At 58.2% G+C, this 21,924-nt stretch carries 22 protein-coding genes; 10 read left to right on the forward strand and 12 right to left on the reverse strand.

Annotation, left to right across the window (positions count from 1 at the left end):
- The 3 genes from V3W40_RS00005 to V3W40_RS00015 all read left to right on the forward strand — a co-directional run.
- Positions 1–940: RHS repeat-associated core domain-containing protein (locus V3W40_RS00005; RefSeq protein ID WP_330214199.1), on the forward strand; the 940-nt coding region annotated here is incomplete at its 5' end.
- A complete protein-coding gene (locus V3W40_RS00010) occupies positions 937–1,353 on the forward strand; it encodes an Imm50 family immunity protein (protein WP_092489999.1) in 417 nt (138 codons plus the stop codon). The genes V3W40_RS00005 and V3W40_RS00010, both read left to right, overlap by 4 nt.
- A gap of 143 nt (positions 1,354–1,496) precedes the next feature.
- On the forward strand, positions 1,497–1,859 hold the full coding sequence (locus V3W40_RS00015; protein ID WP_027604139.1) for an Mpo1-like protein: 363 nt from the start codon (positions 1,497–1,499) through the stop codon (positions 1,857–1,859).
- A 3-nt stretch (positions 1,860–1,862) separates the two neighbouring features.
- On the opposite strand, the gene V3W40_RS00020 is transcribed toward V3W40_RS00015, so the two are convergent.
- From V3W40_RS00020 to V3W40_RS00030, 3 genes are all read right to left on the reverse strand, one after another.
- A complete protein-coding gene (locus tag V3W40_RS00020; protein WP_330214200.1) occupies positions 1,863–2,660 on the reverse strand; it encodes an acyl-CoA thioesterase in 798 nt (265 codons plus the stop codon).
- A gap of 90 nt (positions 2,661–2,750) precedes the next feature.
- Complete coding sequence (locus V3W40_RS00025) at positions 2,751–3,512, reverse strand: CHAD domain-containing protein (protein ID WP_141605850.1); 762 nt, start codon at positions 3,510–3,512, stop codon at positions 2,751–2,753.
- 44 nt (positions 3,513–3,556) lie between these two features.
- Entirely contained in the window at positions 3,557–3,835 is a 279-nt protein-coding gene (locus V3W40_RS00030) for a hypothetical protein (protein ID WP_003172685.1), read from the reverse strand.
- A 216-nt stretch (positions 3,836–4,051) separates the two neighbouring features.
- Between V3W40_RS00030 and V3W40_RS00035 the strand changes: the two genes are divergently transcribed.
- On the forward strand, positions 4,052–5,089 hold the full coding sequence (locus tag V3W40_RS00035) for a patatin-like phospholipase family protein (RefSeq protein WP_065947440.1): 1,038 nt from the start codon (positions 4,052–4,054) through the stop codon (positions 5,087–5,089).
- 243 nt (positions 5,090–5,332) lie between these two features.
- Here the strand turns inward: V3W40_RS00035 and V3W40_RS00040 are convergent, their stop codons facing one another.
- The 6 genes from V3W40_RS00040 to kdpF form a co-directional block, all read right to left on the reverse strand.
- Entirely contained in the window at positions 5,333–6,022 is a 690-nt protein-coding gene (locus V3W40_RS00040; protein WP_027604142.1) for a response regulator, read from the reverse strand.
- Positions 6,023–6,059: 37 nt separating this feature from the next.
- Positions 6,060–8,711, reverse strand: coding sequence for a sensor histidine kinase (locus V3W40_RS00045; protein ID WP_065928094.1), 2,652 nt, complete (start codon positions 8,709–8,711; stop codon positions 6,060–6,062).
- 30 nt (positions 8,712–8,741) lie between these two features.
- Positions 8,742–9,287 carry a potassium-transporting ATPase subunit KdpC gene (kdpC, locus tag V3W40_RS00050; protein WP_330214201.1) on the reverse strand — a complete coding sequence of 182 codons (546 nt, stop codon included), beginning with the start codon at positions 9,285–9,287 and terminating at the stop codon, positions 8,742–8,744.
- 64 nt (positions 9,288–9,351) lie between these two features.
- On the reverse strand, positions 9,352–11,409 hold the full coding sequence (kdpB, locus tag V3W40_RS00055) for a potassium-transporting ATPase subunit KdpB (protein WP_371921653.1): 2,058 nt from the start codon (positions 11,407–11,409) through the stop codon (positions 9,352–9,354).
- 15 nt (positions 11,410–11,424) lie between these two features.
- A complete protein-coding gene (gene kdpA / locus V3W40_RS00060; protein WP_027604146.1) occupies positions 11,425–13,119 on the reverse strand; it encodes a potassium-transporting ATPase subunit KdpA in 1,695 nt (564 codons plus the stop codon).
- A gap of 9 nt (positions 13,120–13,128) precedes the next feature.
- Complete coding sequence (gene kdpF / locus V3W40_RS00065; protein WP_003218754.1) at positions 13,129–13,218, reverse strand: K(+)-transporting ATPase subunit F; 90 nt, start codon at positions 13,216–13,218, stop codon at positions 13,129–13,131.
- A gap of 412 nt (positions 13,219–13,630) precedes the next feature.
- Here kdpF and eat point away from each other — a divergent pair, with 412 nt between their 5' ends.
- Both eat and V3W40_RS00075 read left to right on the forward strand, forming a co-directional pair.
- Entirely contained in the window at positions 13,631–14,995 is a 1,365-nt protein-coding gene (gene eat, locus V3W40_RS00070; protein ID WP_330214202.1) for an ethanolamine permease, read from the forward strand.
- Between the two features lie 110 nt (positions 14,996–15,105).
- Entirely contained in the window at positions 15,106–15,273 is a 168-nt protein-coding gene (locus V3W40_RS00075; RefSeq protein WP_003172675.1) for a DUF2897 family protein, read from the forward strand.
- A gap of 6 nt (positions 15,274–15,279) precedes the next feature.
- Here V3W40_RS00075 and V3W40_RS00080 read toward each other — a convergent pair whose 3' ends face one another.
- Together V3W40_RS00080 and V3W40_RS00085 are read right to left on the reverse strand one after the other, a co-directional pair.
- Complete coding sequence (locus tag V3W40_RS00080; RefSeq protein WP_027604148.1) at positions 15,280–16,128, reverse strand: urea carboxylase-associated family protein; 849 nt, start codon at positions 16,126–16,128, stop codon at positions 15,280–15,282.
- Between the two features lie 15 nt (positions 16,129–16,143).
- A complete protein-coding gene (locus tag V3W40_RS00085; protein ID WP_065947449.1) occupies positions 16,144–16,788 on the reverse strand; it encodes a GntR family transcriptional regulator in 645 nt (214 codons plus the stop codon).
- 132 nt (positions 16,789–16,920) lie between these two features.
- Here V3W40_RS00085 and V3W40_RS00090 point away from each other — a divergent pair, with 132 nt between their 5' ends.
- Positions 16,921–17,499, forward strand: a complete 579-nt coding sequence (locus tag V3W40_RS00090; protein WP_323147144.1) for a TetR/AcrR family transcriptional regulator — start codon at positions 16,921–16,923, stop codon at positions 17,497–17,499.
- Between the two features lie 17 nt (positions 17,500–17,516).
- Here V3W40_RS00090 and V3W40_RS00095 read toward each other — a convergent pair whose 3' ends face one another.
- The gene (locus tag V3W40_RS00095) at positions 17,517–17,849 is read right to left on the reverse strand and encodes a ComEA family DNA-binding protein (protein WP_027604151.1); all 333 of its coding nucleotides are present in this window, start codon (positions 17,847–17,849) and stop codon (positions 17,517–17,519) included.
- Positions 17,850–18,643: 794 nt separating this feature from the next.
- Here V3W40_RS00095 and gmd point away from each other — a divergent pair.
- The 3 genes from gmd to V3W40_RS00110 are packed head-to-tail and all read left to right on the forward strand — an operon-like array spanning position 18,644 to position 21,849.
- Positions 18,644–19,729, forward strand: a complete 1,086-nt coding sequence (gene gmd / locus V3W40_RS00100; RefSeq protein WP_330214203.1) for a GDP-mannose 4,6-dehydratase — start codon at positions 18,644–18,646, stop codon at positions 19,727–19,729.
- A 21-nt stretch (positions 19,730–19,750) separates the two neighbouring features.
- A complete protein-coding gene (locus V3W40_RS00105; protein ID WP_330214204.1) occupies positions 19,751–20,680 on the forward strand; it encodes a GDP-L-fucose synthase family protein in 930 nt (309 codons plus the stop codon).
- Positions 20,677–21,849 carry a DegT/DnrJ/EryC1/StrS family aminotransferase gene (locus tag V3W40_RS00110; RefSeq protein ID WP_330214205.1) on the forward strand — a complete coding sequence of 391 codons (1,173 nt, stop codon included), beginning with the start codon at positions 20,677–20,679 and terminating at the stop codon, positions 21,847–21,849. The genes V3W40_RS00105 and V3W40_RS00110 overlap by 4 nt, the downstream gene beginning before the upstream one ends.
- The last annotated feature ends 75 nt before the right edge of the window (positions 21,850–21,924 follow it).

Below are 21,924 nucleotides of genomic sequence, written 5' to 3' on the forward strand. Positions count from 1 at the left end.
TTACCGCTACGACCCGTTTGGGCGGCGCATCAGCAAAACCGTGGACGACCTAACCACGGAGTTTTTCTGGCAAGGCGACAGGCTGATTGCCGAGCACCATGCGGATCGTCATCGCAGCTATCTCTATGAACCGGACAACTTTCGCCCGCTGGTTCTGTTGGAAGGCTTCGGCCCAAAAGACACCAAGCCCTATCACCACCAACTCGACCACCTCGGCACGCCGCAGGAACTCACCGACCCCGACGGCGAAATCGTCTGGTCCGCGCACTACCGCGCCTACGGCCAGATCAGCCGACTCGACAAAGGCACAATCGACAACCCGCTACGTTTTCAGGGTCAGTACTTCGATCAGGAAAGCGGACTGCACTACAACCGTCATCGCTACTACAATCCGGATATTGGGTGTTACCTGACGCCTGATCCGGTGAAGTTGGCGGGTGGGATCAACGCGTACCAGTACGTGCCTAACCCTACGGGTTGGGTAGATCCACTCGGACTGAATGCCCGTTGCACCGGCGTAGTAAAGAAAAATCCAACCTGCGCAATACCTGTTGAACCTCACGCACCTTATGTATCTCGTAAAGGAGCATTCCGCGAAGCAAAAAGAGACGCCAATATACCGACATCGCAACAACCCGATGTATTTATCGACGCGGGTTCTGGCGCAAAAAAACAATACAACACTGTGAAAATGTCAGATATAAATGAAAAAACAATTTTAGACAATTCTGGAAAACCGATTAAGACGAGGGTCTACCAATATACGAGAGCCGATGGTTCCAAAATACTAATACAAGACCATTCAGCAGGGCATAATTTCGGTGCTCAAAACGGAGCAGGCGATCAAGGCTCTCACTTCAACCTACGCCCAATTGATACACCGCGAACCGGCAAAGTCCCGGGAACAAAAGACCACTACCCATTTAAGGATAAAAAATGAAGCATTGGAATGATCTTGAAGGAACCATATTTTTTAATAAATTGTTCAGTCGTCCAATTGAAATTCGCGAGATTTATATACACTCTCTGACGATAGAAAACGACCAACCCTCTCTCAGCATTGGTTTTGACATACCAGACTTTCCAGATTTTTTACCTCCAAAATGGGAGGACAAAGGATACAACACATGCAGGATTGGACTAACCTGTAACGCAATAAGTAACCTGCAGATAACCAATCTTCCTCGCCGGGAAATTTTCATTGCGAAAATAACGCGAGAAAACGAGCACTTTATTTTCAACGCAAAATCAGAAAATGCCTCTATTGAATTTAAATCAAAGTGGCTGTCTATGGCTGGGCCGTCAGTTTATATAAATTGTCCTGAACCAGGAGATCATAGCTGGCCAGCATAAGTTTTTTAGAATAGATGGGAGAAAGGGTTAGATGATTTACATAACAGAAACTATGAGCGCTATAGCCAACCCCAATTCGCCCACCCGCCCACCCCCACCTAAACTCTCCCCATGTTATTTCAACGGACAGAGGGTTCACCATCATGGGCAAACGTCATCCCAATCTCCCCGCCTGGCAATGGCGTAACTACCCGCAAAACCATCAGCACCCGACCAACCTGGCGTTGCACCTGATTGCCGTGCCGCTGTTTATCATCGGGTTTCTGTTGATTGTGTCCGGAGTGTTCAGCCTGAGCCTGGCCAGTTTCGCCATTGGCGTAGTCGGCATCCTCGCTGGCCTGGCGTTGCAGCGTCATGGCCATAGCCTGGAAGCCGAGGCCGGTGAGCCGTTCAGTGATCGTAAAGACGCAGTACAGCGCCTGGTGGTCGAGCAGTTCCTGACGTTCCCGCGCTTTGTGTTGAGCGGTGGCTGGTGGCGTGCCTGGCGGCTGCGCCACCGTCACTGACGATCAGGCGAAGACCACCACGGTCTGGCGGCTAAGGGCGATCAACGCGCCGGTTGGGCTCCACAGCGCGGCGGCGGCGTGACCGTAGCCGTCGCGCGCATGTTCGATGCTGACGTAGTACTGGCACCAGTCCAGGGTCGTCAACTCCTGCAAGGGCTGGATGAATTCGATGGTCCAGGTCAGTGTGCTGCCCGGAGCGGGCTTTTTCAGGTGCGGCAGTAACGCCGGTGGCCAGGCGTCGACCAGGGCGAGGATATGCGCTTCGGTCAGCGGTTCCTCCTTCACATCCCCGCGCAAGCGAACCCAACCGCCCATCTCGCGGGATTTATTACCGGTAAACGGCAAACCGCCAACGCTCCAGCGCATCGCCAGGTGGCGCATGAATTCAGGCGTGACACCTTTGATATAGGGCAGTTCCTGGCATTCATCCCAGTGCTTGAACGTCGGCGGCGGTTCGCTCGCCACATCGATTTCCGACTCGCGGGATGCGCCAAAACTGGCCTGTACCAGGGTCGCCACGTCACCGTTCTGCACGACGCGGCCGAGCAGCTGGCTGACCGCCTTGCCTTCACGCAACACTTCGACTTGATAGCTGGCAGGTACATCGGGCGCGACCGGGCCAACGAAGGTGATCGCGAGCGAGCGCAATGGGCGGTCCGTCGGCACCTCGGCGCGCAAGGCTTCGTATTGCAACGCAGCAACCAGGCCACCGAACGTGGCACGGCCCTGGGCCCATTCAGCGGGAATGGTGACATCCAGCGGGTTGCTTCGGGCAGCGTCGAGCAAATCACTAAAGCGCATGGCGACCTCACATCAAAAGAAACAGATGGGCGATCTTAACCAGCGCGCAGCCAAGGTACAGCGCTTATTCCGGCCAAAAGCCGGACCGATTTAGAAACAATCCGCGCTGAGTTTGTCCAGCACGCGATCCGCCTGCCCTTCGGCCTTGGCCATGGTGCGATGCCAAATCGCAACACAGGGCTGCAGATCGGCTTGATGTTCGGCCTGGGCCAACCATTGCCAGCAGTCATGCCAATCACCCAGTGCCGCTTGGGCTTTCTTCAGGCGTGGCAGGGCATTGGCGGGCAACTTATCCAGTTGGGGGTAAGCCTCGGCAGCATAGCGCACACGCTTGATCAACAAGCGCAGACGGTGGCGATCATGGTCTGGGTCTTTCAGCGCCTGATCGAGTTTCTGCCATTGCTTGGCCAGGCGCTTCTCGATGCGCGGTCGCAAACCCCTGAGCAATTTCTGGTGCTCCGAGGCGCGGATAAAGCGCGGGAATGCATCAAGGATCAGCAGCAGATGGGCAACTTCCGGGCCTTGCGCCACCTGGCGATAGGCGTCGGGTTGCAGGCGCAGGCGTCGATCTGCGGCCTCGTGATAACCATGCTGATGCAAATACGCCGCCAGCACCTCTCGGTCGCGCAGCGGCGTCGTCAACTGGCCGACCGTACCGGCGGCCAATTCAAGCTGTTCTACACCCGGCAGCCCGCGCAAAGGACGTAACAGGCTGCGCAGGCGGCGCACGGTGGTGCGCAGATCGTGCAGGGCTTCATCATCGGTGACGGCAGCGAGGCGAGCCTGGCAACTCAGTAACCCTACTTCCAGGCCAATGACCTGAGCGACTAACTGATCGACCAAAGCTGACATCCTGCCCTCACTCTCAGATGAAAAATCCCACTCTGCGCTGCACGTTAACGCCCGGCGCGCGACTCACGAATATAGAACCGAGCTTTTTCGGCCTTGTTGGAGCAGCCTTCAAACGCCTCGAATTGCTGCTGGGTCTTGGCGCCAGTCAACAACGACAAGGCCTTGGAGTAGCTGACGGTGCCGGCAAAACCTTCGGCCTTGGCCAGGTCGAGCTCTTTCCAGGCGGCATCCAATTGCGAGCCACAGCTGTCGCGGTATGCGGTTTTCCCGGCACAACCCGCCAGGGCCAACATGATCACAGGCACACACATCCAGGCTTTCATCGATGACACCTCAAAATAAAGAAAAACAGTCGTACGCTGTAGACGTTGCCTACAAGAAAAAGTGCCTTGTCCTTAGCCTGAAATCGGTAGTACCTATTGCCAGAGCATACCCGAGCCTGGGCGCTATTCTTGAAAAATATTGCCAGGCGCAACGAAGATTGAAGCGGCCCCCAAAATAGGCGCATTGTGGGCCCCCGTTTATGAAGGACATCGACCATGAAGAAACGTGTTGCCTTGGTGTTGGGTTCCGGCGGGGCCCGGGGCTACGCCCATATCGGGGTGATCGAGGAAATCGAACGGCGCGGCTACGACATCGCCTGTATCGCCGGTTGCTCCATGGGTGCCGTGGTGGGCGGGATCTACGCCGCCGGCAAACTGGACGAGTATCGAAACTGGATTGAAAGCCTCGACTACCTCGACGTGCTGCGCCTGGTGGACGTGAGTTTCCGCCTTGGGGCGATTCGTGGCGAAAAGGTCTTCGGGCAGATCCGCAAGATCGTCGGCGAGATCAATATAGAGGAGTTGCGCATCCCCTACACCGCCGTTGCCACCGACCTGACCAACCAACAGGAAATCTGGTTCCAGGAAGGCTGCCTGCACCAGGCCATGCGCGCCTCGGCAGCGATTCCCAGCCTGTTCACCCCGGTGATGCAAGGCAACCGCATGCTGGTGGACGGCGGCCTGCTCAACCCGCTGCCGATCGTGCCGGTGGTGTCGAGCCATTGTGACTTGATCATCGCGGTCAACCTCAACGCCACCAACCAGAAACACTACCAGTTGCCTGTGATCCAGCGCCCGCCGGCGTTCAAGAGCCGCTTCAACAGCCTGGCGAAATCACTGGGTTCGCACCTGCCGTTTCGCCGCAAGCAGGCCGAGCAGTTGATGAAACTTGAGCAGGAAGCCTTGCAGGCCCAGGCGGCCGAGATCAATCCGTGGCTGGAGTCGGCCGAACCCGAATCCCAGCAACCTGCCGCCGCACCGGAAAAGCCGGGGGCGCCGAAGTCGGCCACCGGTTCATTCATCATCGATAACGTCGGGCCGGCGTCATTGCTGGATCTGATCAACCAGAGTTTCGAGGTGATGCAGACTTCGCTGGCGCAATACAAGATCGCTGGCTACCCGCCGGATGTACTGATCAACGTGCCGAAGCGGGTGTGCCGGTTTTTCGAGTTCTACAAGGCGCCGGAGTTGATCGCACTTGGGCGGGAAATTGCCAGTGATACCCTGGATCGCTATGAGAGTGAGCAGCGCTGAGACAGCCGTGTCGCTAGAGCCGTGGTGAGCGGGCTTGCCCCGCGTTGGGCTGCGCAGCGGCCCCACTCAATGAGGAACGCGCAGTGTCAGGTACTCCTTTGGGCCTGGTTTTGGGGCTGCTACGCAGCCCAGCGCGGGGCAAGCCCGCTCACCACAGAATCCACATAACCCACATAACCCACATAACCCACATAACCACAGAACCACAGAACCACAGAACCACAGAGAGGCTGACAGATCGCCTCAGGCGCTCAACAACCGATACCCCACTCCCGCCTCGGTCACGATAAACCTCGGCTGGGTCGGATCATCCGCCAGCTTCTGGCGCAGATGCCCCACCACAATCCGCAGGTAGTGACTGTCGTCGGTGTGGGTCGGCCCCCAGATGTCCTTGAGCAGTTGCTGTTGGGTAATCACCCGTCCCGGATGCCGCGCCAGTTGTGCCAACACCGCGTATTCCTTGCGGGTCAGTGCCACCTCGGCGCCGTCCAGCAGCACGCGGCGATAGGCCAGGTCCACCGTCAACGGGCCAAACTGCAACGCCGCTTCCTGGGTCTCGCCCACCGGCGCCTGGCGCAACAAGGCGCGCACGCGGGCCAGGAACTCCTGGATGCCGAAGGGCTTGGTGACATAATCATTGGCGCCACCGTCTAGGGCTTCGACCTTCTGTCCTTCGCTGGCCCGCACCGACAGCACCAGTACCGGCACCGTCGACCACTCACGAAACTCGCGCAACACCTGCTGGCCGTCCATGTCCGGCAGGCCCAGGTCGAGCACCAGCAAGTCGGGTTTGCTCAACGCAGCCTGGGCCAGGCCTTCGTTGCCGGTACCGGCCTCGATCACTTTGTAGCCCTGGGAGGCCAGGCTGATGCGCAGGAATTTGCGGATCTGCGGTTCGTCATCAATGACTAAAATCGTCGCGGTCTGGCTCATGGCGTCCAATCAACATCCGTAGAGAAAACAGGGTAGCTCACGCCTCGCCTTCCAGGCCAGGCTGTGTCGGCAATGGCAGGAACAGCGTGATACAGGTACCGCGCCCCTCAATGCCATCGGCCACGCTGATATGCCCACCATGGGCGCCGACCATGCCCTGGCAGATCGCCAGGCCGAGGCCGGTTCCCTGCCCGCCTCGATCACCGCGTGCGGCGGTGTAGAACATGTCGAAGATCTTCGCCCGCTCATCCTCAGGAATACCGGGCCCCTCATCCGCCACGGCGAAAAACAATCGGTTATCCGAGACGCCGGCGCTCAGTTGCAATCGACCGTGGGGCGGTGAAAAGCGCGCGGCATTTTCCAGCACATTGACCAGTGCCTGTTCGATCAACGCAGCATGGACATAGAGCAACGGCAACTCCGCCGGCACATTGGTGCTCACCTGCAGAGGTGCCAACACCGCGCGCAAACGCCCGAGCGCACTGCCGACAATATCGCCGGGCGACACCCAGTCCCGCGCCAGCTTCAGCGCGCCATGGCCCAGTCGCGTCATGTCCAGCAGGTTCTGGATATAGCGGTCCAGGCGCTCGGCCTCATCGCGGGTGCCTTCGAGCAACTCGCGGCGATCCTCCAGGGGGATGGCTTCGCCGAGCGCCAGCAGGCTGTCGATACTGCCGCGCATGGAGGTCAACGGTGTGCGCAAATCGTGGGACACCGACGCCAGCAAGGCGCTGCGCAGTTGCTCGGTTTCGCCATGCAAACGGGCGGATTCCAGCTCCTGGGCCAACTGTGCCCGCGCCAGGGCCTGGGCCAGGGGCTGGCTCAAGGCGGTCAGCAAGCGACGGCGTTGGCCGCTCAATTCCAGGCCCGGCTTGGCACTGACGCCGAGCAACCCGAGCGGGCCTTCTTCGCCCGACAACGGCCACCACCACCAGCGCCCGAACGGCAAGGTGCCGGTGCCCATGCCTGCCGGCTGGTCATGCTGCCAGGCCCAATCGGCCGCAGCACGCTCGGCTTCGGTGAAGGTCAGCGGGCCGCCGGTCTCGACCTTCCAGCCACCCTGGCCGTCGCGATTGACCAGGCACAGATCCAGGTCGCTCCAACCTTCCAGATGGTGGGCGGCGGCACTGATCACCGCCTGGCGGTCGGTGGCGGCGGTGAGTTTGCGCGACAGGTCGAGCAGTTCGCCGGTTTCTTCCTGGGTGTCGCGCAATGCCTGCAACTGACGGCGCTGGCGCGCGGCAAGATTGCCGGTGAGCGCCGCCATCAGCAGGAAGAACAACAGCGTCAGCACGTCCTCTTCGCGCTGGATGGCGAAGGAGAAATTCGGCGGGATAAACAGGAAGTCATAGGTCAGGAACGACAACGCCGCACACACCAGGGACGGCCCCAGGCTGCTGCGCACCGCCACCAGCAACACGGCGGCAAGAAACACCAGCGAGATATTGGGCAACGGCAGCGCGCTTGCCACGGCCCAGGCCACAGCGGCGGCGACGATGGTCGCAACCACAGCCAAGGCGTAATCGAACCACACCAGGCCGCGCACATCCGGCAGGCGTGGGGCTGCGGGCACATCGTCACTGTCGAGGACGTTGATTTCCAAGCCCCGGGCATTACGCAACAGGCGCGCCGCCAAACCGCCACCGAACAGGCGACGCCGCCAACGCATTCGCGACTGCCCCACCAACAGCAGGCTGGCACGGCGTTCGGCGGCATGCTGGATCAAGGTCTTGGCCACCTCCCCCGCCCGCAGCAGCACCACTTCGCCGCCAAGGCGCTCGGCCAGTTGCTGGGCGTTTTGCAGGCGCAGGCGGGCCTGCTCATCCCGCGCACGGCCGTTGTCGATATGCACCAGGCTCCACGGCAAATGCCGACGCTGGGCGACGCGACTGGCATGGCGCACCAGGCGTTCGGCCTGCGCATCGCCATCCACGCCCACCAACAAACGCCCACGTACCGCCGGCGCCGCCTGGCCGAGCTGGCGATAACCCTGGGCCAAATCGTCGTCGACATGGGCGGCGGCGGTCTGCATCGCCAGCTCGCGCAGGGCCATCAGGTTGGTCTGGGTAAAGAACGCATCGATGGCGGCGCGGGCCTGCTCCGGCACATACACCTTGCCGTCGCGCAGACGCTCGAGCAGTTCGCGGGACGGCAGGTCGATCAACAGCAGTTCGTCGGCCTCCTGCAACACCCAATCCGGCAAGGTTTCGCGAACCTGCACACCGGTGATGCCGCGGACCTGGTCATTCAGGCTTTCCAGGTGCTGGACGTTGACCGTGGTAAACACGTCGATGCCGGCGGCGAGCAGTTCCTGAATGTCTTGCCAACGCTTTTCATGGCGGCTGCCGGGGGCGTTGCTGTGGGCCAGTTCGTCCACCAGCACCAGCTTGGGCTTGGCGGCGAGCAGGCCGTCGAGGTCCATTTCTTCGAGCATCACGCCACGGTATTCGCTGCGCAACAGCGGTTGTTGCGGCAGGCCGCTGAGCAAGGCTTCGGTCTCGGCGCGGCCGTGGGTTTCAACCACGCCGGCGATCAGTTTGACGCCCTGGCGCAATTGGGTGTGGGCAGCCTGGAGCATGGCGTAGGTCTTGCCCACACCCGGCGCAGCGCCGAGGAAAACTTTGAGCCGGCCACGGCCGTCCCGGGGTAGATCGGCTAGCAGGGCATCGGCGCGGCCGGAGTCGCTCATGCGGGCAGTGTCCTTCAGATATTGATCGGGTTACAGCTTTTCCAACGCCATGTTCAGCGCCAGCACATTCACCACCGGCGGCCCCACCAGCGGGCTTTCGATATGTTCATCCATCAATCGTTGCAGGGTCGATACCGGCACATTTCGCGCGGCAGCCACCCGTGCCAGTTGATAGGCAATCGCCTGGGGTGGCAAGTGTGGATCAAGACCGCTGCCGGAGGTAGTCAGCGATACCAAAGGCACCGGGCCCTGGCCGGGCACCAACTGTTTGTTCGCGTCATCGAACACGCGGGTGGCCAAGGCCGGGTTGCTGGGGGCGAGGTTACTGGCGCTGCTGGAAACCGTCGCAAAGGCCCCCGCCGAAGGGCGCGGATGGAACCAGCTGTCACCGGTAAACTCCTGGGCGATCAGGCTGGAGCCACGCACCTTGCCGCCGGCATCGCGCACCAGGCTGCCGTTGGCCTGGTCCGGGAAGGCGACTTGGGCGACACCGGTCACCACCAGTGGGTAGGCCACGCCGGTGATCAGGGTCATGAGCACCAGCAGGCTCAGGGCCGAGCGGATTATGTTGGACATTTCAAATTCCTCAATTCGGTCTTTGCAACCTGTGGGCACCGGGGTGGTGCCCACAGGCATCGGGTCACACCAGGTGCAGCGCGGTCAGCAGCATGTCGATCGCCTTGATGCCCACGAACGGCACCAGCAACCCGCCCAGGCCATAGATCAGCAGGTTGCGCCGCAGCAACGCCGCCGCACTCGCGGCCTGCACACGCACACCGCGCAGCGCCAGGGGAATCAGCACCACGATGATCAGCGCGTTGAACACGATGGCCGAGAGAATCGCGCTCTGGGGGCTCTGCAAGTGCATCACGTTGAGCACGCCCAACTGCGGGTAGATCGAGGCGAACAACGCCGGCAGGATCGCGAAGTACTTGGCCACGTCGTTGGCGATGGAAAAGGTGGTCAACGCGCCACGGGTCACCAGCAACTCCTTGCCGATCTGCACCACGTCCAGCAGCTTGGTGGGGTCGCTGTCGAGGTCGACCATGTTGGCGGCCTCGCGGGCGGCCTGGGTGCCGTCGTTCATCGCCATGCCGACGTCCGCCTGGGCCAGTGCCGGGGCGTCGTTGGCACCGTCGCCGCACATCGCCACCAGGCGGCCGTCGTTTTGCTCGTGACGGATGCGCGCGAGTTTTTTCTCCGGGGTCGCTTCGGCCAGCACGTCATCCACACCGGCTTCGGCAGCAATCGCAGCGGCCGTCAGCGGGTTGTCACCGGTGACCATCACCGTGCGAATCCCCAGCTTGCGCAGCTCGGCGAAACGTTCGCGGATACCGGGCTTGACCACGTCCTTGAGGTGGATCGCACCGAGCAATTTGCCGTCGGCACACACCAGCAAGGGCGTGCCGCCGCTCTGGGCGATCTTGTCGATTTCCCGCGCCAATGCCGGTTGCAGGTCGCCGCGTGGCTGGCCGATAAACGCCAGCAACGAATCCACTGCGCCTTTGCGGAACACGCGGCCCTGGTAGTCGACACCGGACAAGCGGGTCTCGGCGCTGAACGGTACCGCGGTCAGTTCATCCAGGGATGGCTCGGCCTGCGGGTGCAGAGCCCGCAGGTATTCGACGATGGATTTGCCTTCTGCCGTGTCATCGGCCAAAGAAGCAAACAACGCACCTTCGGCCACCTCCTTGCCGCTGACGCCAGGCGCCGCAACCACCGCCGCGCACCGACGGTTACCGAAGGTGATGGTGCCGGTCTTGTCCAGCAGCAACACATGCACGTCACCGGCCGCCTCCACGGCACGACCGGACTTCGCGATCACATTAAGGCGCACCAGACGGTCCATACCGGCAATACCGATGGCCGACAACAAGCCGCCGATGGTGGTAGGAATCAGCGTCACCAGCAGTGCGACCAAAAACACCAGCGGCAAGCTGCCGTTGGCGAAGTGGGCGAAGGGCTGCAAGGTCACGACCACCAGCAGGAAGATCAGGGTCAGGCCGATCAGCAGGATATCCAGCGCGACTTCGTTGGGAGTTTTCTGACGCTTGGCGCCTTCGACCAGGGCGATCATGCGGTCCAGGGTGGACTCGCCGGGATTGGCGGTGATGCGGATCAGCAGCCAGTCCGACACCAGCCGCGTGTTGCCGGTGACGGCCGAGCGATCGCCGCCGGACTCGCGGATCACCGGTGCGGATTCACCGGTGATCGCCGCTTCGTTGACCGCTGCGATGCCTTCGACGACCTCGCCGTCGCCGGGGATCATTTCCCCGGCGGCCACACGCACCACATCACCTTTACGCAGACTGGTGGCCGGCACGACCTTGAAGCTGCCATCGGCTTCCTTACGCCGCGCGCTCAGGCCTTCGCTGCCGGCCTTGAGGCTGTCGGCACGGGCCTTGCCGCGTCCTTCGGCCAAGGCTTCGGCGAAGTTGGCGAACAGCACGGTGAACCACAGCCACACGGCGATTTGCACGGCCACATACGTCGGTACGGCGGTGTCGGGCACAAAGCACAGCACGGTGGTGAGGATGGCGGTCAGCTCGACCACCAGCATCACCGGCGAGCGTTGCAGCTGGCGCGGGTCCAGCTTGACGAACGCCTGGACCAGCGCCGGGCGCCACAGGGCAGAGACGGCGGTTTTGGCGGGTTCCTGGGTGTTGACCGGGGCCGCGTTTTTTGCAGGCATATTCATGTTCATATCCCCTTTTTAGAAGCCCATGCTCAAGTGTTCAGCGATGGGCCCCAGCGCCAGCGTCGGCAGGAAAGTCAGGCCGCCCACCAGCAAAATAGTCACGGTCAACAGGGTCACGAACAGCGGACCATGGGTCGGGAAGCTGTTCTGGCCAATCGGTGCGGTCTTCTTCATCGCCAGGCTGCCGGCCAGAGCCAGTACAGGGAGGATGTAGCCGAAGCGGCCGATCAACATGCCCAGGCCCAGCATCAGGTTGTGAAACGGCGTGTTGGCACTGAAACCGCCGAACGCCGAGCCGTTGTTGGCGCTGGCCGAGGTGTAGGCGTACAGCAACTGGCTGAAACCGTGAGGGCCAGGGTTGCTGATCGCGCCGGCAGGGCCGGGCAGGCTCGCGGCGATGGCACCCAGTACCAGCACACCCACCGGCATCACCAACAGGGTCACGACCAGCAACTGCACTTCCTTGGCCTGGAGTTTCTTGCCCAGGTATTCCGGGGTGCGGCCGATCATCAGGCCGGCCAGGAACACCGCGATCAACACGTTGAGCAACATGCCGTACATGCCGGCGCCGACGCCGCCGAAGATCACTTCGCCGACCATCATGTTGACCAGCGCCACCATCCCACTGAGGGGGTTGAGGCTGTCTTGCATGCCGTTGACCGAACCGTTGGACGCCGCGGTGGTGGTCACCGACCACAACACGGTGCCGGTGGTACCGAAGCGCGCCTCCTTGCCTTCCAGCGGTGCGGTCTGCTCGACGGCCGGGTTATTCAAGCTCGGGTTGGGCTGGTATTCGGACCACAGGGAAGTGGCGCCGCCGATCAGGAACAGCGCCAGCATGCAGCCAAGGATCGCGCGGCTCTGGCGCAGGTCTTTCACGTAGTGGCCGAAGGTGAATACCAACGCCACCGGGATCAGGATGATCGAAGCCACTTCGAACAGGTTGGCCCAGGCGGTCGGGTCTTCAAACGGGTGCGCCGAGTTGACGCCGAAGAAGCCGCCGCCGTTGGTGCCCAGTTGCTTGATCGCAATCTGGCTGGCTGCCGGGCCCAGGGGGATCACTTGATCCACGCCTTGCAGGGTCACGGCATCCACATAGTGCGCGAAGGTTTGCGGTACGCCCTGCCATACCAGGAACAGCGCCAGCACCAGGCACAACGGCAGCAGGCCGTAGAGCGTCGCGCGGGTCATGTCGACCCAGAAGTTACCCAGGGTCCTGGCGGATTTGCGCCCGATCCCACGGCACAGCGCGACCAGGACGGCCAGGCCGGTGGCCGCACTGACGAAGTTCTGCACGGTCAGGCCAGCCATCTGGCTGAGGTAGCTCAGGGATGCCTCACCGCTGTAGGACTGCCAGTTGGTGTTGGTCATGAAACTGACCGCGGTATTGAAGGCCAGGGTCCATTCCTGGCCCGGCAATTTCTGCGGGTTCAGTGGGAGATAGTCCTGGAACAGCAGGATCGCGAACAACAGCAAAAAGCCCGCGAGGTTGAACGCGAGCAAGGCCAGCATGTATTTCTGCCAGCTTTGTTCCTGATGTTCATCCACCCCCGACAGGCGATAACAGGCTTTTTCGACAGGCCCCAGCACCGGGCTCAGCCACGTGCGCTGGCCTTCCATCACCTTGTAGTAGAACCGCCCCAGGAACGGCGCCGGCACCAGTACCACGGCAAAGAAGGCAATGATCAGCCAATAGTCATAACTGTGCATGGCCAGCTCCTAGTTCCGATCCGCGCGTAACAGCGCAACCAGCAGATAAATGAACAGCGCCACGGCCAATAGCAGTGACACCCCGTCCAGAACGCTCATGGAAGTCTCTCCGTTTAGCGGCGAGTGCCGCGTGTGGGGCAATTGTCCGCAGGAGGGGCGTAAAGGAACGAGAGCGACGGGCTGTGCGGGGCGTAAAGATGGCGTAAAGAGTGGGTTTATGCGGGGTTTACACGGGGGTATTCGGCGTCTGGGCGGGCGCTATCGGGAGCAAGCCCCCTCCCACACTTGACCGCGTTGTCATGCCGAGCGCCAGTCAACCTGTGGCAGGGGGCTTGCTCCCGATAGCGCCGGCACCGTGACCGCCGCACCTAACTGGTGCGACGCCGGCAAATTTCAAACGCCAAACCATCCCCCACACGACAGTTGCGCCGCTTTACGACAATGATTCTCAGGCTGGCATGGCCGCTGCAACACCTTGAATCATTCCAAACCGTTCAGGGAGCGCAGCACGATGAACACACAACTCAAACCCACCTTGGGCACCCTGCATTTATGGGGCATTGCCGTCGGGCTGGTGATTTCCGGGGAATACTTCGGCTGGAGCTACGGCTGGGGCGTGGCCGGGACCTTGGGCTTCCTGGTGACCTCGCTGATGGTCGTCGCGATGTACACCTGCTTTATCTTCAGTTTCACCGAGCTGACTACCGCCATTCCTCACGCAGGCGGGCCGTTTGCCTACAGTCGTCGCGCCTTTGGTGAGAAAGGCGGCTTGATCGCAGGCCTCGCCACACTGATCGAATTTGTCTTCGCCCCGCCTGCCATCGCCCTGGCGATCGGCGCGTATCTGAATGTGCAGTTCCCGGCCCTGGACCCCAAGCATGCGGCCGTCGGTGCCTACATCGTGTTCATGGGGCTGAATATTCTCGGCGTAAAACTCGCCGCGACCTTCGAGCTGGTGGTGTGCGTGCTCGCCGTCGCCGAGCTGCTGGTGTTCATGGGTGTGGTCGCGCCCGCGTTCAGCTTCAGCAACTTTGCCCTGAACGGTTGGGCCGGTTCCGATACCTTCGGCGCCCCGGCGATTGCCGGGATGTTTGCGGCAATTCCGTTTGCCATCTGGTTCTTCCTGGCCATCGAAGGCGCAGCCATGGCGGCCGAGGAAGCGAAAGATCCGAAGCGCACCATTCCAAAGGCCTACATCAGCGGCATCCTGACCCTGGTGATCCTGGCCATGGGCGTGATGTTCTTCGCCGGCGGCGTGGGCGACTGGCGCACCCTGTCGAACATCAACGATCCACTGCCGCAGGCGATGAAAACCGTGGTGGGCGACAACTCCGGCTGGCTGCACATGCTGGTCTGGATCGGCCTGTTCGGCCTGGTGGCGAGCTTCCACGGCATTATCCTGGGCTACTCGCGCCAGTTCTTTGCCCTGGCCCGCGCCGGTTACCTGCCCTCCTTCCTCGCCAAATTATCGCGCTTTCAGACACCACACCGGGCAATCATCGCCGGCGGCGTGGTCGGCATCGCCGCCATCTACAGCGATGGCCTGATCAACCTGGGTGGCATGACATTGACCGCCGCGATGATCACCATGGCGGTGTTCGGTGCCATCGTGATGTACATCATGAGCATGCTCAGCCTGTTCAAACTGCGTAAGACCGAGCCGCTGCTGGAACGTACCTTCCGCGCGCCGGGTTATCCGATCGTGCCGGGCATTGCGCTGGCGCTGGCCGTGGTGTGCCTGGTGGCCATGGCGTGGTTCAACACGCTGATCGGGCTGATCTTCCTCGGCTTTATGGCCGTGGGTTTCATCTACTTCCAGATGACCGCACAGGATCGTGCCGATGCACCGGCAGATGCAATGTTGACCGGGCTCTAAGGTTTCGAGGCAGAACGGGCCTACACTGAACTACTCAGAAAGCCCGTCACTCAAAGTAGTTATTGCCGTGGGAAAATTCTCCGACGGTAATCTGCCTCAAGGAGAGCCTTATGCCGTGGTATGCGTGGTTGATTATGGTGGTTGCGATTGGGTCGATCGTCGGAGGGCTGATGATGCTGCGTGACAGCGCCAACAAGGTGGAACTCACCGACGAACAACGCAAGCGCGTGGCCGAGCGCAATGCCCAGGCGGACGCCAAGGACGCGCAGGACCGCTAGGACCGTTTACTCCCAATCCGCCTTGGCAATCTGCAACCCGTGCTGCCCTTTATAGGCAGCACGCTCCGGCTGGCTCCAGCCGTCCAGCAACTCGTCCTCCAGCCGATAGATCTCAACCCCCAACGGACGGCACACCGTCAGCGGATCCTGCGCATCCGGCCCCCACATCGGCAGCGACAAATCCCCGCCCGGGCACGTCGACAGCGCGCAGAGCAAATCAATCTCGGCAAAGAACTCCAGGTAATCGCCCTTCTGCGCCGGGCAGGCTTTCATGAAATACATGTCGTCGTGATTGAGGCCCGTACACTGGAAAATATTCAGCACGTCATGCACGTCGAATTCCGTCAGACCGTGGGGTAATACCGCGCGGGTCAGGTTGGAGTGGCAATGGTGATGGAAGTCCTCGCCGGTGAGCATGCGGTTCACATAGGGATCGCACCGTGTCCCCAGCAAGTCATGCAGACGCCCGCCGTGCTCATCGATGCCGTAACTGGCCAGGCTGTCATCGGTGATGGTCACCAGTGGCCTTAGAAATGGCAGATTCGACCATAGCCGATCATGAGTGCTCACATGCGCCCCCTGCAACTGACGGGTACGTGCAGCCCAAAGACGTTCGCGGGGGTCATTGGCGTTCCACACATTGAAGTCCCCCACCTGCGGACCCACGGGCGTGGTGACACGAAACACATGCCCCGCGGGCACCTTCCACGCCCTGCCCGTGCGAATCGGTACCTCGAACTGCTCGATCAAGCTGCGCTGATCTTTTCGGTCACGAATGCGCTCGTAAAATGCCGCGTCGACCTGCAACGCCGAACCCTTGCTGACCTGATAAGCGGCCGGATAGTCTTTGTACATGATGCAGATCCTCGATCAGGGGTGGGTAAACAGGGCCAAGGACAGGCGTTCCGAATCATCCAGGTACAGGCTCATCGCCTCCCCTGCCGCCGGTTTGTCCTGCTCGACCAGCCATTGATAAATCTCACGGTCACGCTCCAGCCAGGGCGACTGGAAACGTTGCTCATCAGGCGCGGCGCAAAACACCAGGCGCAACTGGGCGATGACCTGGGCAAAAAACTCATCGAACAACGGGCTGCCCATCAACCCGACGATGTGCTGATGGAACAGCAAACTGTGGGTGGCCACCGCACGCCAATCCTCGCGCTCACGGGCCAGGGTGGTGGCGTCAATGGCGTTTTGCAGGCGTTCGGATTGCTCGTGCGTCAAGGCATCGCTTCCGGCGATGGCCTGCAACTCCAGGGTACGGCGGACGACAAACAGATCGCGGACTTCCTCCCGCTCCAACCGCCGCACCATAACGCCCTTGTTACGCACATAACGGGTCAACCCCTCCTGCCCCAAACGGTGCAAGGCTTCGCGAATCGTATTGCGCGACGCACTGTAGGCCTTGACCAGATCCACCTCGACCAAAGCCATGCCTGGCAATAACCGCCCCGCAATGATGTCGGCACGCAGCTCCAGGGCAATCTGGTCGGCTAAAGACAAACTGAGCGTCATGACCACCTCACGATTGTTGAACAATCCTCCGTCTAGATGTAATCACATTTCATGCCAACGCCTTGCATGCCGACGAGTGTGTAAAAAAGGTCAAGTTGGTTAAAATGCCCGCCTGTAACCGAGGCATGCCCCATGCGTTATTCACAAAACCACAAAGCCCAGACCCACCAACGCATCATCACGGAAGCCTCTGCGCGCTTTCGCCGCGATGGCATCGACGCCACCGGCCTACAGCCACTGATGAAAGCGTTGAACCTGACCCATGGCGGCTTTTACGCGCATTTCAAATCCAAGGACGAACTGGTGGAGACAGCCCTGCAGGCGGCCGCCGCAGACCTGGACGCCCATTGCGACATGCTGTTCAGCCAGGAGCAGCCGCTGGGCGCGTTTATCGACAGTTACCTGTCGGAATGGCACCTGGCCTCCCCGGACCAAGGCTGCCCGCTGCCAACGATGTGTTCAGAACTGGGGCTCCGAGGCCAGCCCAGTGCGACTACAGACCAGGTACTCAACGCAAGGCTCAAGCAAATAGAAACGGCATTGGGAGATGAGCGTTGCGATGCAAAGAGCCTGGTGATGATGTCGACACTGGTGGGCGCATTGGTACTGGCCAGGAGTGTTGAAGCCCCTCAATTGGCAAGACAGATCATGGCCGTGGTGCGCGAACGCCTGAAAACGCAGAACCCGGAGGGCAAAAAGGCCGATCAATGACCGGCCTCCTGGATGAATCAGTTGATGGCCAGCCTATCGCGATTCTTCTCCAGCAGCGCCTTGCCAATCCCCTTCACTTCCAACAACTCATCCACCGCCGTGAACGGACCATTGCTTTCGCGATAGGCGATGATCGCCTGGGCTTTAGCGGCACCGATACCGAAGAGGTCACGACGCAGGGTCTCGGCATCGGCGGTGTTCAGGTTGACCTTGGTGGACTGCTCGACCTTGGTCATCTGGGCGGTGATAGGGGTTGGAGCTTCGGGTTTGATGGACGGGGCTGCGGTGGTGGTGACTGAGAGGGTCGTGAGGAAGGCGAAGATTAGGGAGGTGAGGTAGGTGTTTTGCATTGGTGACGCTCCATGACATTGATGAGGGAAAAGCAGCTTTTCCGAAGCTGCTTTTCTAACTTAGGCCAAGAACGAACACTGTCAAAAAAGGCGCAGTTACAAAGTATGTGAGGTGCCAAATAGGCGCTTAAAGACCCCCGTCAGCTGACCCGGCACCTGCACCGAGAACTCAACGCCGAGGCTAGCGCGCTAAGGAGATTGCCATCGAAAAATGGTCCCGAGCGCTAGCATGAGTTAAAATTTGTCAGACTCTGGAAGTGGGGTAAGCTATGGCGATAATCCTGCGAGTAGGTGGGCGGAGTGACATACGAATTTGCGATATCCAACATCCCTACCGTTAACGCGGAAGATTTTTTGGCTCCGCACGAAAATCATGAGTCCACCTGCCGTATACGCGTTATACGAAAACTCAGAGGCTTCCCCCATCAATCGTCGGCACGTATGGCCTTATGCTTCACCTCGAAAATTAAGAATATAGTGCTACCGACTACTTCCAAGCCTTTGCTTAAAGTAAATCAACGATGAAATCAAACTCAACAATCCAAATCATTTCATCTAATCACTTCGAATGCGATCAGATATCACTTCTTCGCAGCAACTTCAAAAGATTTTCTGCAATAGAAGGTAACGATAGTTATATATCAGCGAAATACACGTCCTGGGTATATCCCTGTCGCCTCACCTTTCGCCTGAAGTCACACACATGACTGGATTCAAAATTATTAGAATTCAAACTTGTGTACTCTTTTTGGCTGACATGGCATCGTTATAATTTAAAACATATGGAAGAGCAAATGACTAAGAAAGCACTTATTACTGGCGTGACAGGACAAGATGGCGCATACCTTGCTGAATTCTTGCTGAATAAAGGTTATGAGGTACATGGCGTTAAACGCCGCAGCTCATTGTTTAACACCGCTCGTATTGACCATCTATTTCATGATGTCCACGACAAAGGCCTGCCTTTTTTTCTCCATCACGGCGATATGACCGATTCGTCCAGTCTGACGCACATCATTCAAAAAGTTCAACCGGATGAGATTTACAATCTTGCGGCGCAAAGCCATGTGGCCGTTTCTTTTGAAGAGCCCGAATACACTGCAAACTCGGATGCACTGGGGTCGCTGCGTATTCTAGAAGCTATTCGTATTCTGGGTCTCGAGAAAAAAACCCGCTTCTACCAAGCGTCCACTTCAGAGCTTTATGGTTTAGTTCAAGAGACTCCGCAAAAAGAAACAACCCCATTTTACCCACGTAGCCCTTACGCTGTTGCGAAGCTATACGCATACTGGATTACTGTCAACTACCGTGAGGCGTATGGCATCTACGCCTGTAACGGAATATTGTTCAATCATGAAAGCCCGATCCGTGGAGAAACATTCGTCACGCGTAAAATCACCCGCGCACTCGCTCGAATAAAACTTGGCCTGCAAGAGTGCCTCTACCTCGGCAATATGGACTCGTTACGAGATTGGGGACATGCAAAAGACTATGTTGAAATGCAATGGCTTATGCTCCAACAAGAAACACCTGAAGACTTTGTCATCGCAACCGGTGTGCAATATAGCGTACGTGACTTCGTTAATGCTGCGGCACAAGAGCTTGACATAAACATCACTTGGAAGGGCCAAGGTGAAGAAGAAAAGGGCTACAACGACGCAGGGAAACTCATTGTTGCGGTCGACCCACGATACTTCCGACCAACTGAAGTGGAAACGCTGCTCGGTGACGCTTCCAAAGCAAAAGCAATCCTGGGCTGGACGCCAAAAATCACTTTTGCCGAACTTGTTAGTGAAATGGTCCGTGAGGACCTAAAAAGTGCTGAGCGTGATGAGCTAATTAATCAGCATGGCTACACGACCTTCAGTTATAACGAATAACTTTATTTGGCAATCTATCAGATGAGCAAGATGCGAATACTGTTAACAGGCGGCGGCGGAATGGTCGGACGCAATTTACTTGAGCATTCACATATAGATGACTTTGAAGTGCTCGCGCCTCGAAGCACGGAGTTGGACTTGCGTGATTTCAATGCGGTCAGCGTGTATCTCGAACAGTTCAAGCCCGAGTTGATCGCCCATGCGGCGGGTAAGGTGGGCGGTATTCAGGCCAATATCAGAGAACCCGTCGGGTTCCTGTTGGACAACCTGGATATGGGCCGCAACATTGTGTGGGCAGCCCGTTTGGCTGGAGTAAAACGGCTGATAAACCTCGGCAGTTCGTGTATGTACCCACGCAATCATTCCGCTCCCCTCAGCGAAGAAATGATCCTAAAGGGAGAACTAGAACCCACTAATGAAGGCTACGCCTTAGCGAAGGTAGCAACGGCACGTCTGTGCGAATACATCACACGCGAAGACGCCAGCTTTCAGTACAAAACATTAATCCCATGCAATATTTTTGGTCGCTTTGACAAATTCGATCCTGCGCACTCACATTTACTACCTGCCATCATTCATAAGATTCATACTGCAAAAGTAGATAACAATCCATCGATCGAGATATGGGGTGATGGAACCGCTAGGCGCGAGTTTATGTATAGTGGTGATTTAGCAGATGTCATTGTGCAGTCGATAAAAAACTTCGACTCGCTTCCTCCCTATATGAACGTAGGCGTGGGGTACGATCACTCAATCAATGAATTCTATCATGCTACAGCCGCTGTCATGGGATATAAGGGCCACTTTGAGCACAACCTAACCAAACCGGTTGGAATGGCGCGTAAACTAGTAAATATTGAACGTCAGTCACTGTGGGGTTGGAAGCCAAAACATAACTTGCAAGAAGGCGTCGAAAAAACCTATAGCTATTATCTGGAGCAACACCAATGAGTATTAAATATCCACTTGCTGCTTCCTCTTGGGAGAAGGAAGAACTCGATGCAATGCAACGTGTTATCGCCACTGGTATGTTTACAATGGGCGAAAAGGTAAAAGCATTTGAAACAGACTTTGCGCAGTTCGTAGGCAGTAAACATTGTGTCATGGTGAACTCCGGCTCATCCGCCAACCTATTGATTGTCGCAGCCCTTTTTTATACGCAGAACACTACGCTGAAACTGCAACGGGGCGATGAAGTCATAGTGCCTGCTGTTTCTTGGAGCACTACCTACTATCCGCTCTACCAATATGGCCTGAAAATAAAGTTTGTTGATATCGATCTGCATACCTTGAATTACGACCTTGAGCAACTGCAACTCGCAGTGACAGACAAAACCCGCGCCATCATGGCTGTAAACTTACTTGGCAATCCAAATAATTTCGGACGTATTCAAGAGATCATCGGTGACCGCAGCATTGTATTGATCGAAGATAACTGCGAGTCTATGGGAGCTACCTATAATGGTAAACAAGCTGGCACCTTTGGCGTTATGGGTAGTTTCAGCTCATTTTTCAGCCACCATATTTCAACAATGGAAGGAGGCCTGATCGTAACCGACGATGAAGAGCTGTATCAAATTCTGCTCTCGCTGCGCGCACATGGCTGGACTCGTAACCTACCAAAGCAAAATCTTGTATGCAGCGAGAAAAGCGACGATCCGTTCGAAGAATCGTTTCGTTTTGTTTTGCCTGGGTACAATGTCCGTCCATTAGAACTAGAAGGCGCGCTGGGTGTAGAGCAAGTTAAACGCATTCCAACATTAATTGAAGAACGACGTAAAAATGGCGCCCTTCTACAAGCAGCAATGGAAAATCATCCGGACATCATCATTCAATTGGAAATCGGGAAGTCCAGTTGGTTTGGCTTCAGCTTAGTGATACGTCCCGGGAGCAAACTGACACGTAAGTCGCTTGTGCAAAAGCTAAATGAACTCGGATTTGAATGCCGCCCTATTGTCGCTGGAAACTTTGCTAAAAATGAAGTGGTTAAATATTTTGACTCCGAGGTTCATGGCACTCTAAAAAATGCCGAGCACATTGATCAGTTTGGACTTTTTATAGGCAATCATCACTACTCAATTGCTGAAGCATTCTCACTACTTCAACAGATACGAGCCTGATTTAATTATAATTACTTATAAAAAACAGATGGATGGAGCTAACTCTTACAAGCGAAAACACCTACCGCTTGTGGA

The organism is Pseudomonas sp. AM8 (assembly GCF_036346475.1).
Classification (GTDB): domain Bacteria; phylum Pseudomonadota; class Gammaproteobacteria; order Pseudomonadales; family Pseudomonadaceae; genus Aquipseudomonas; species Aquipseudomonas marginalis.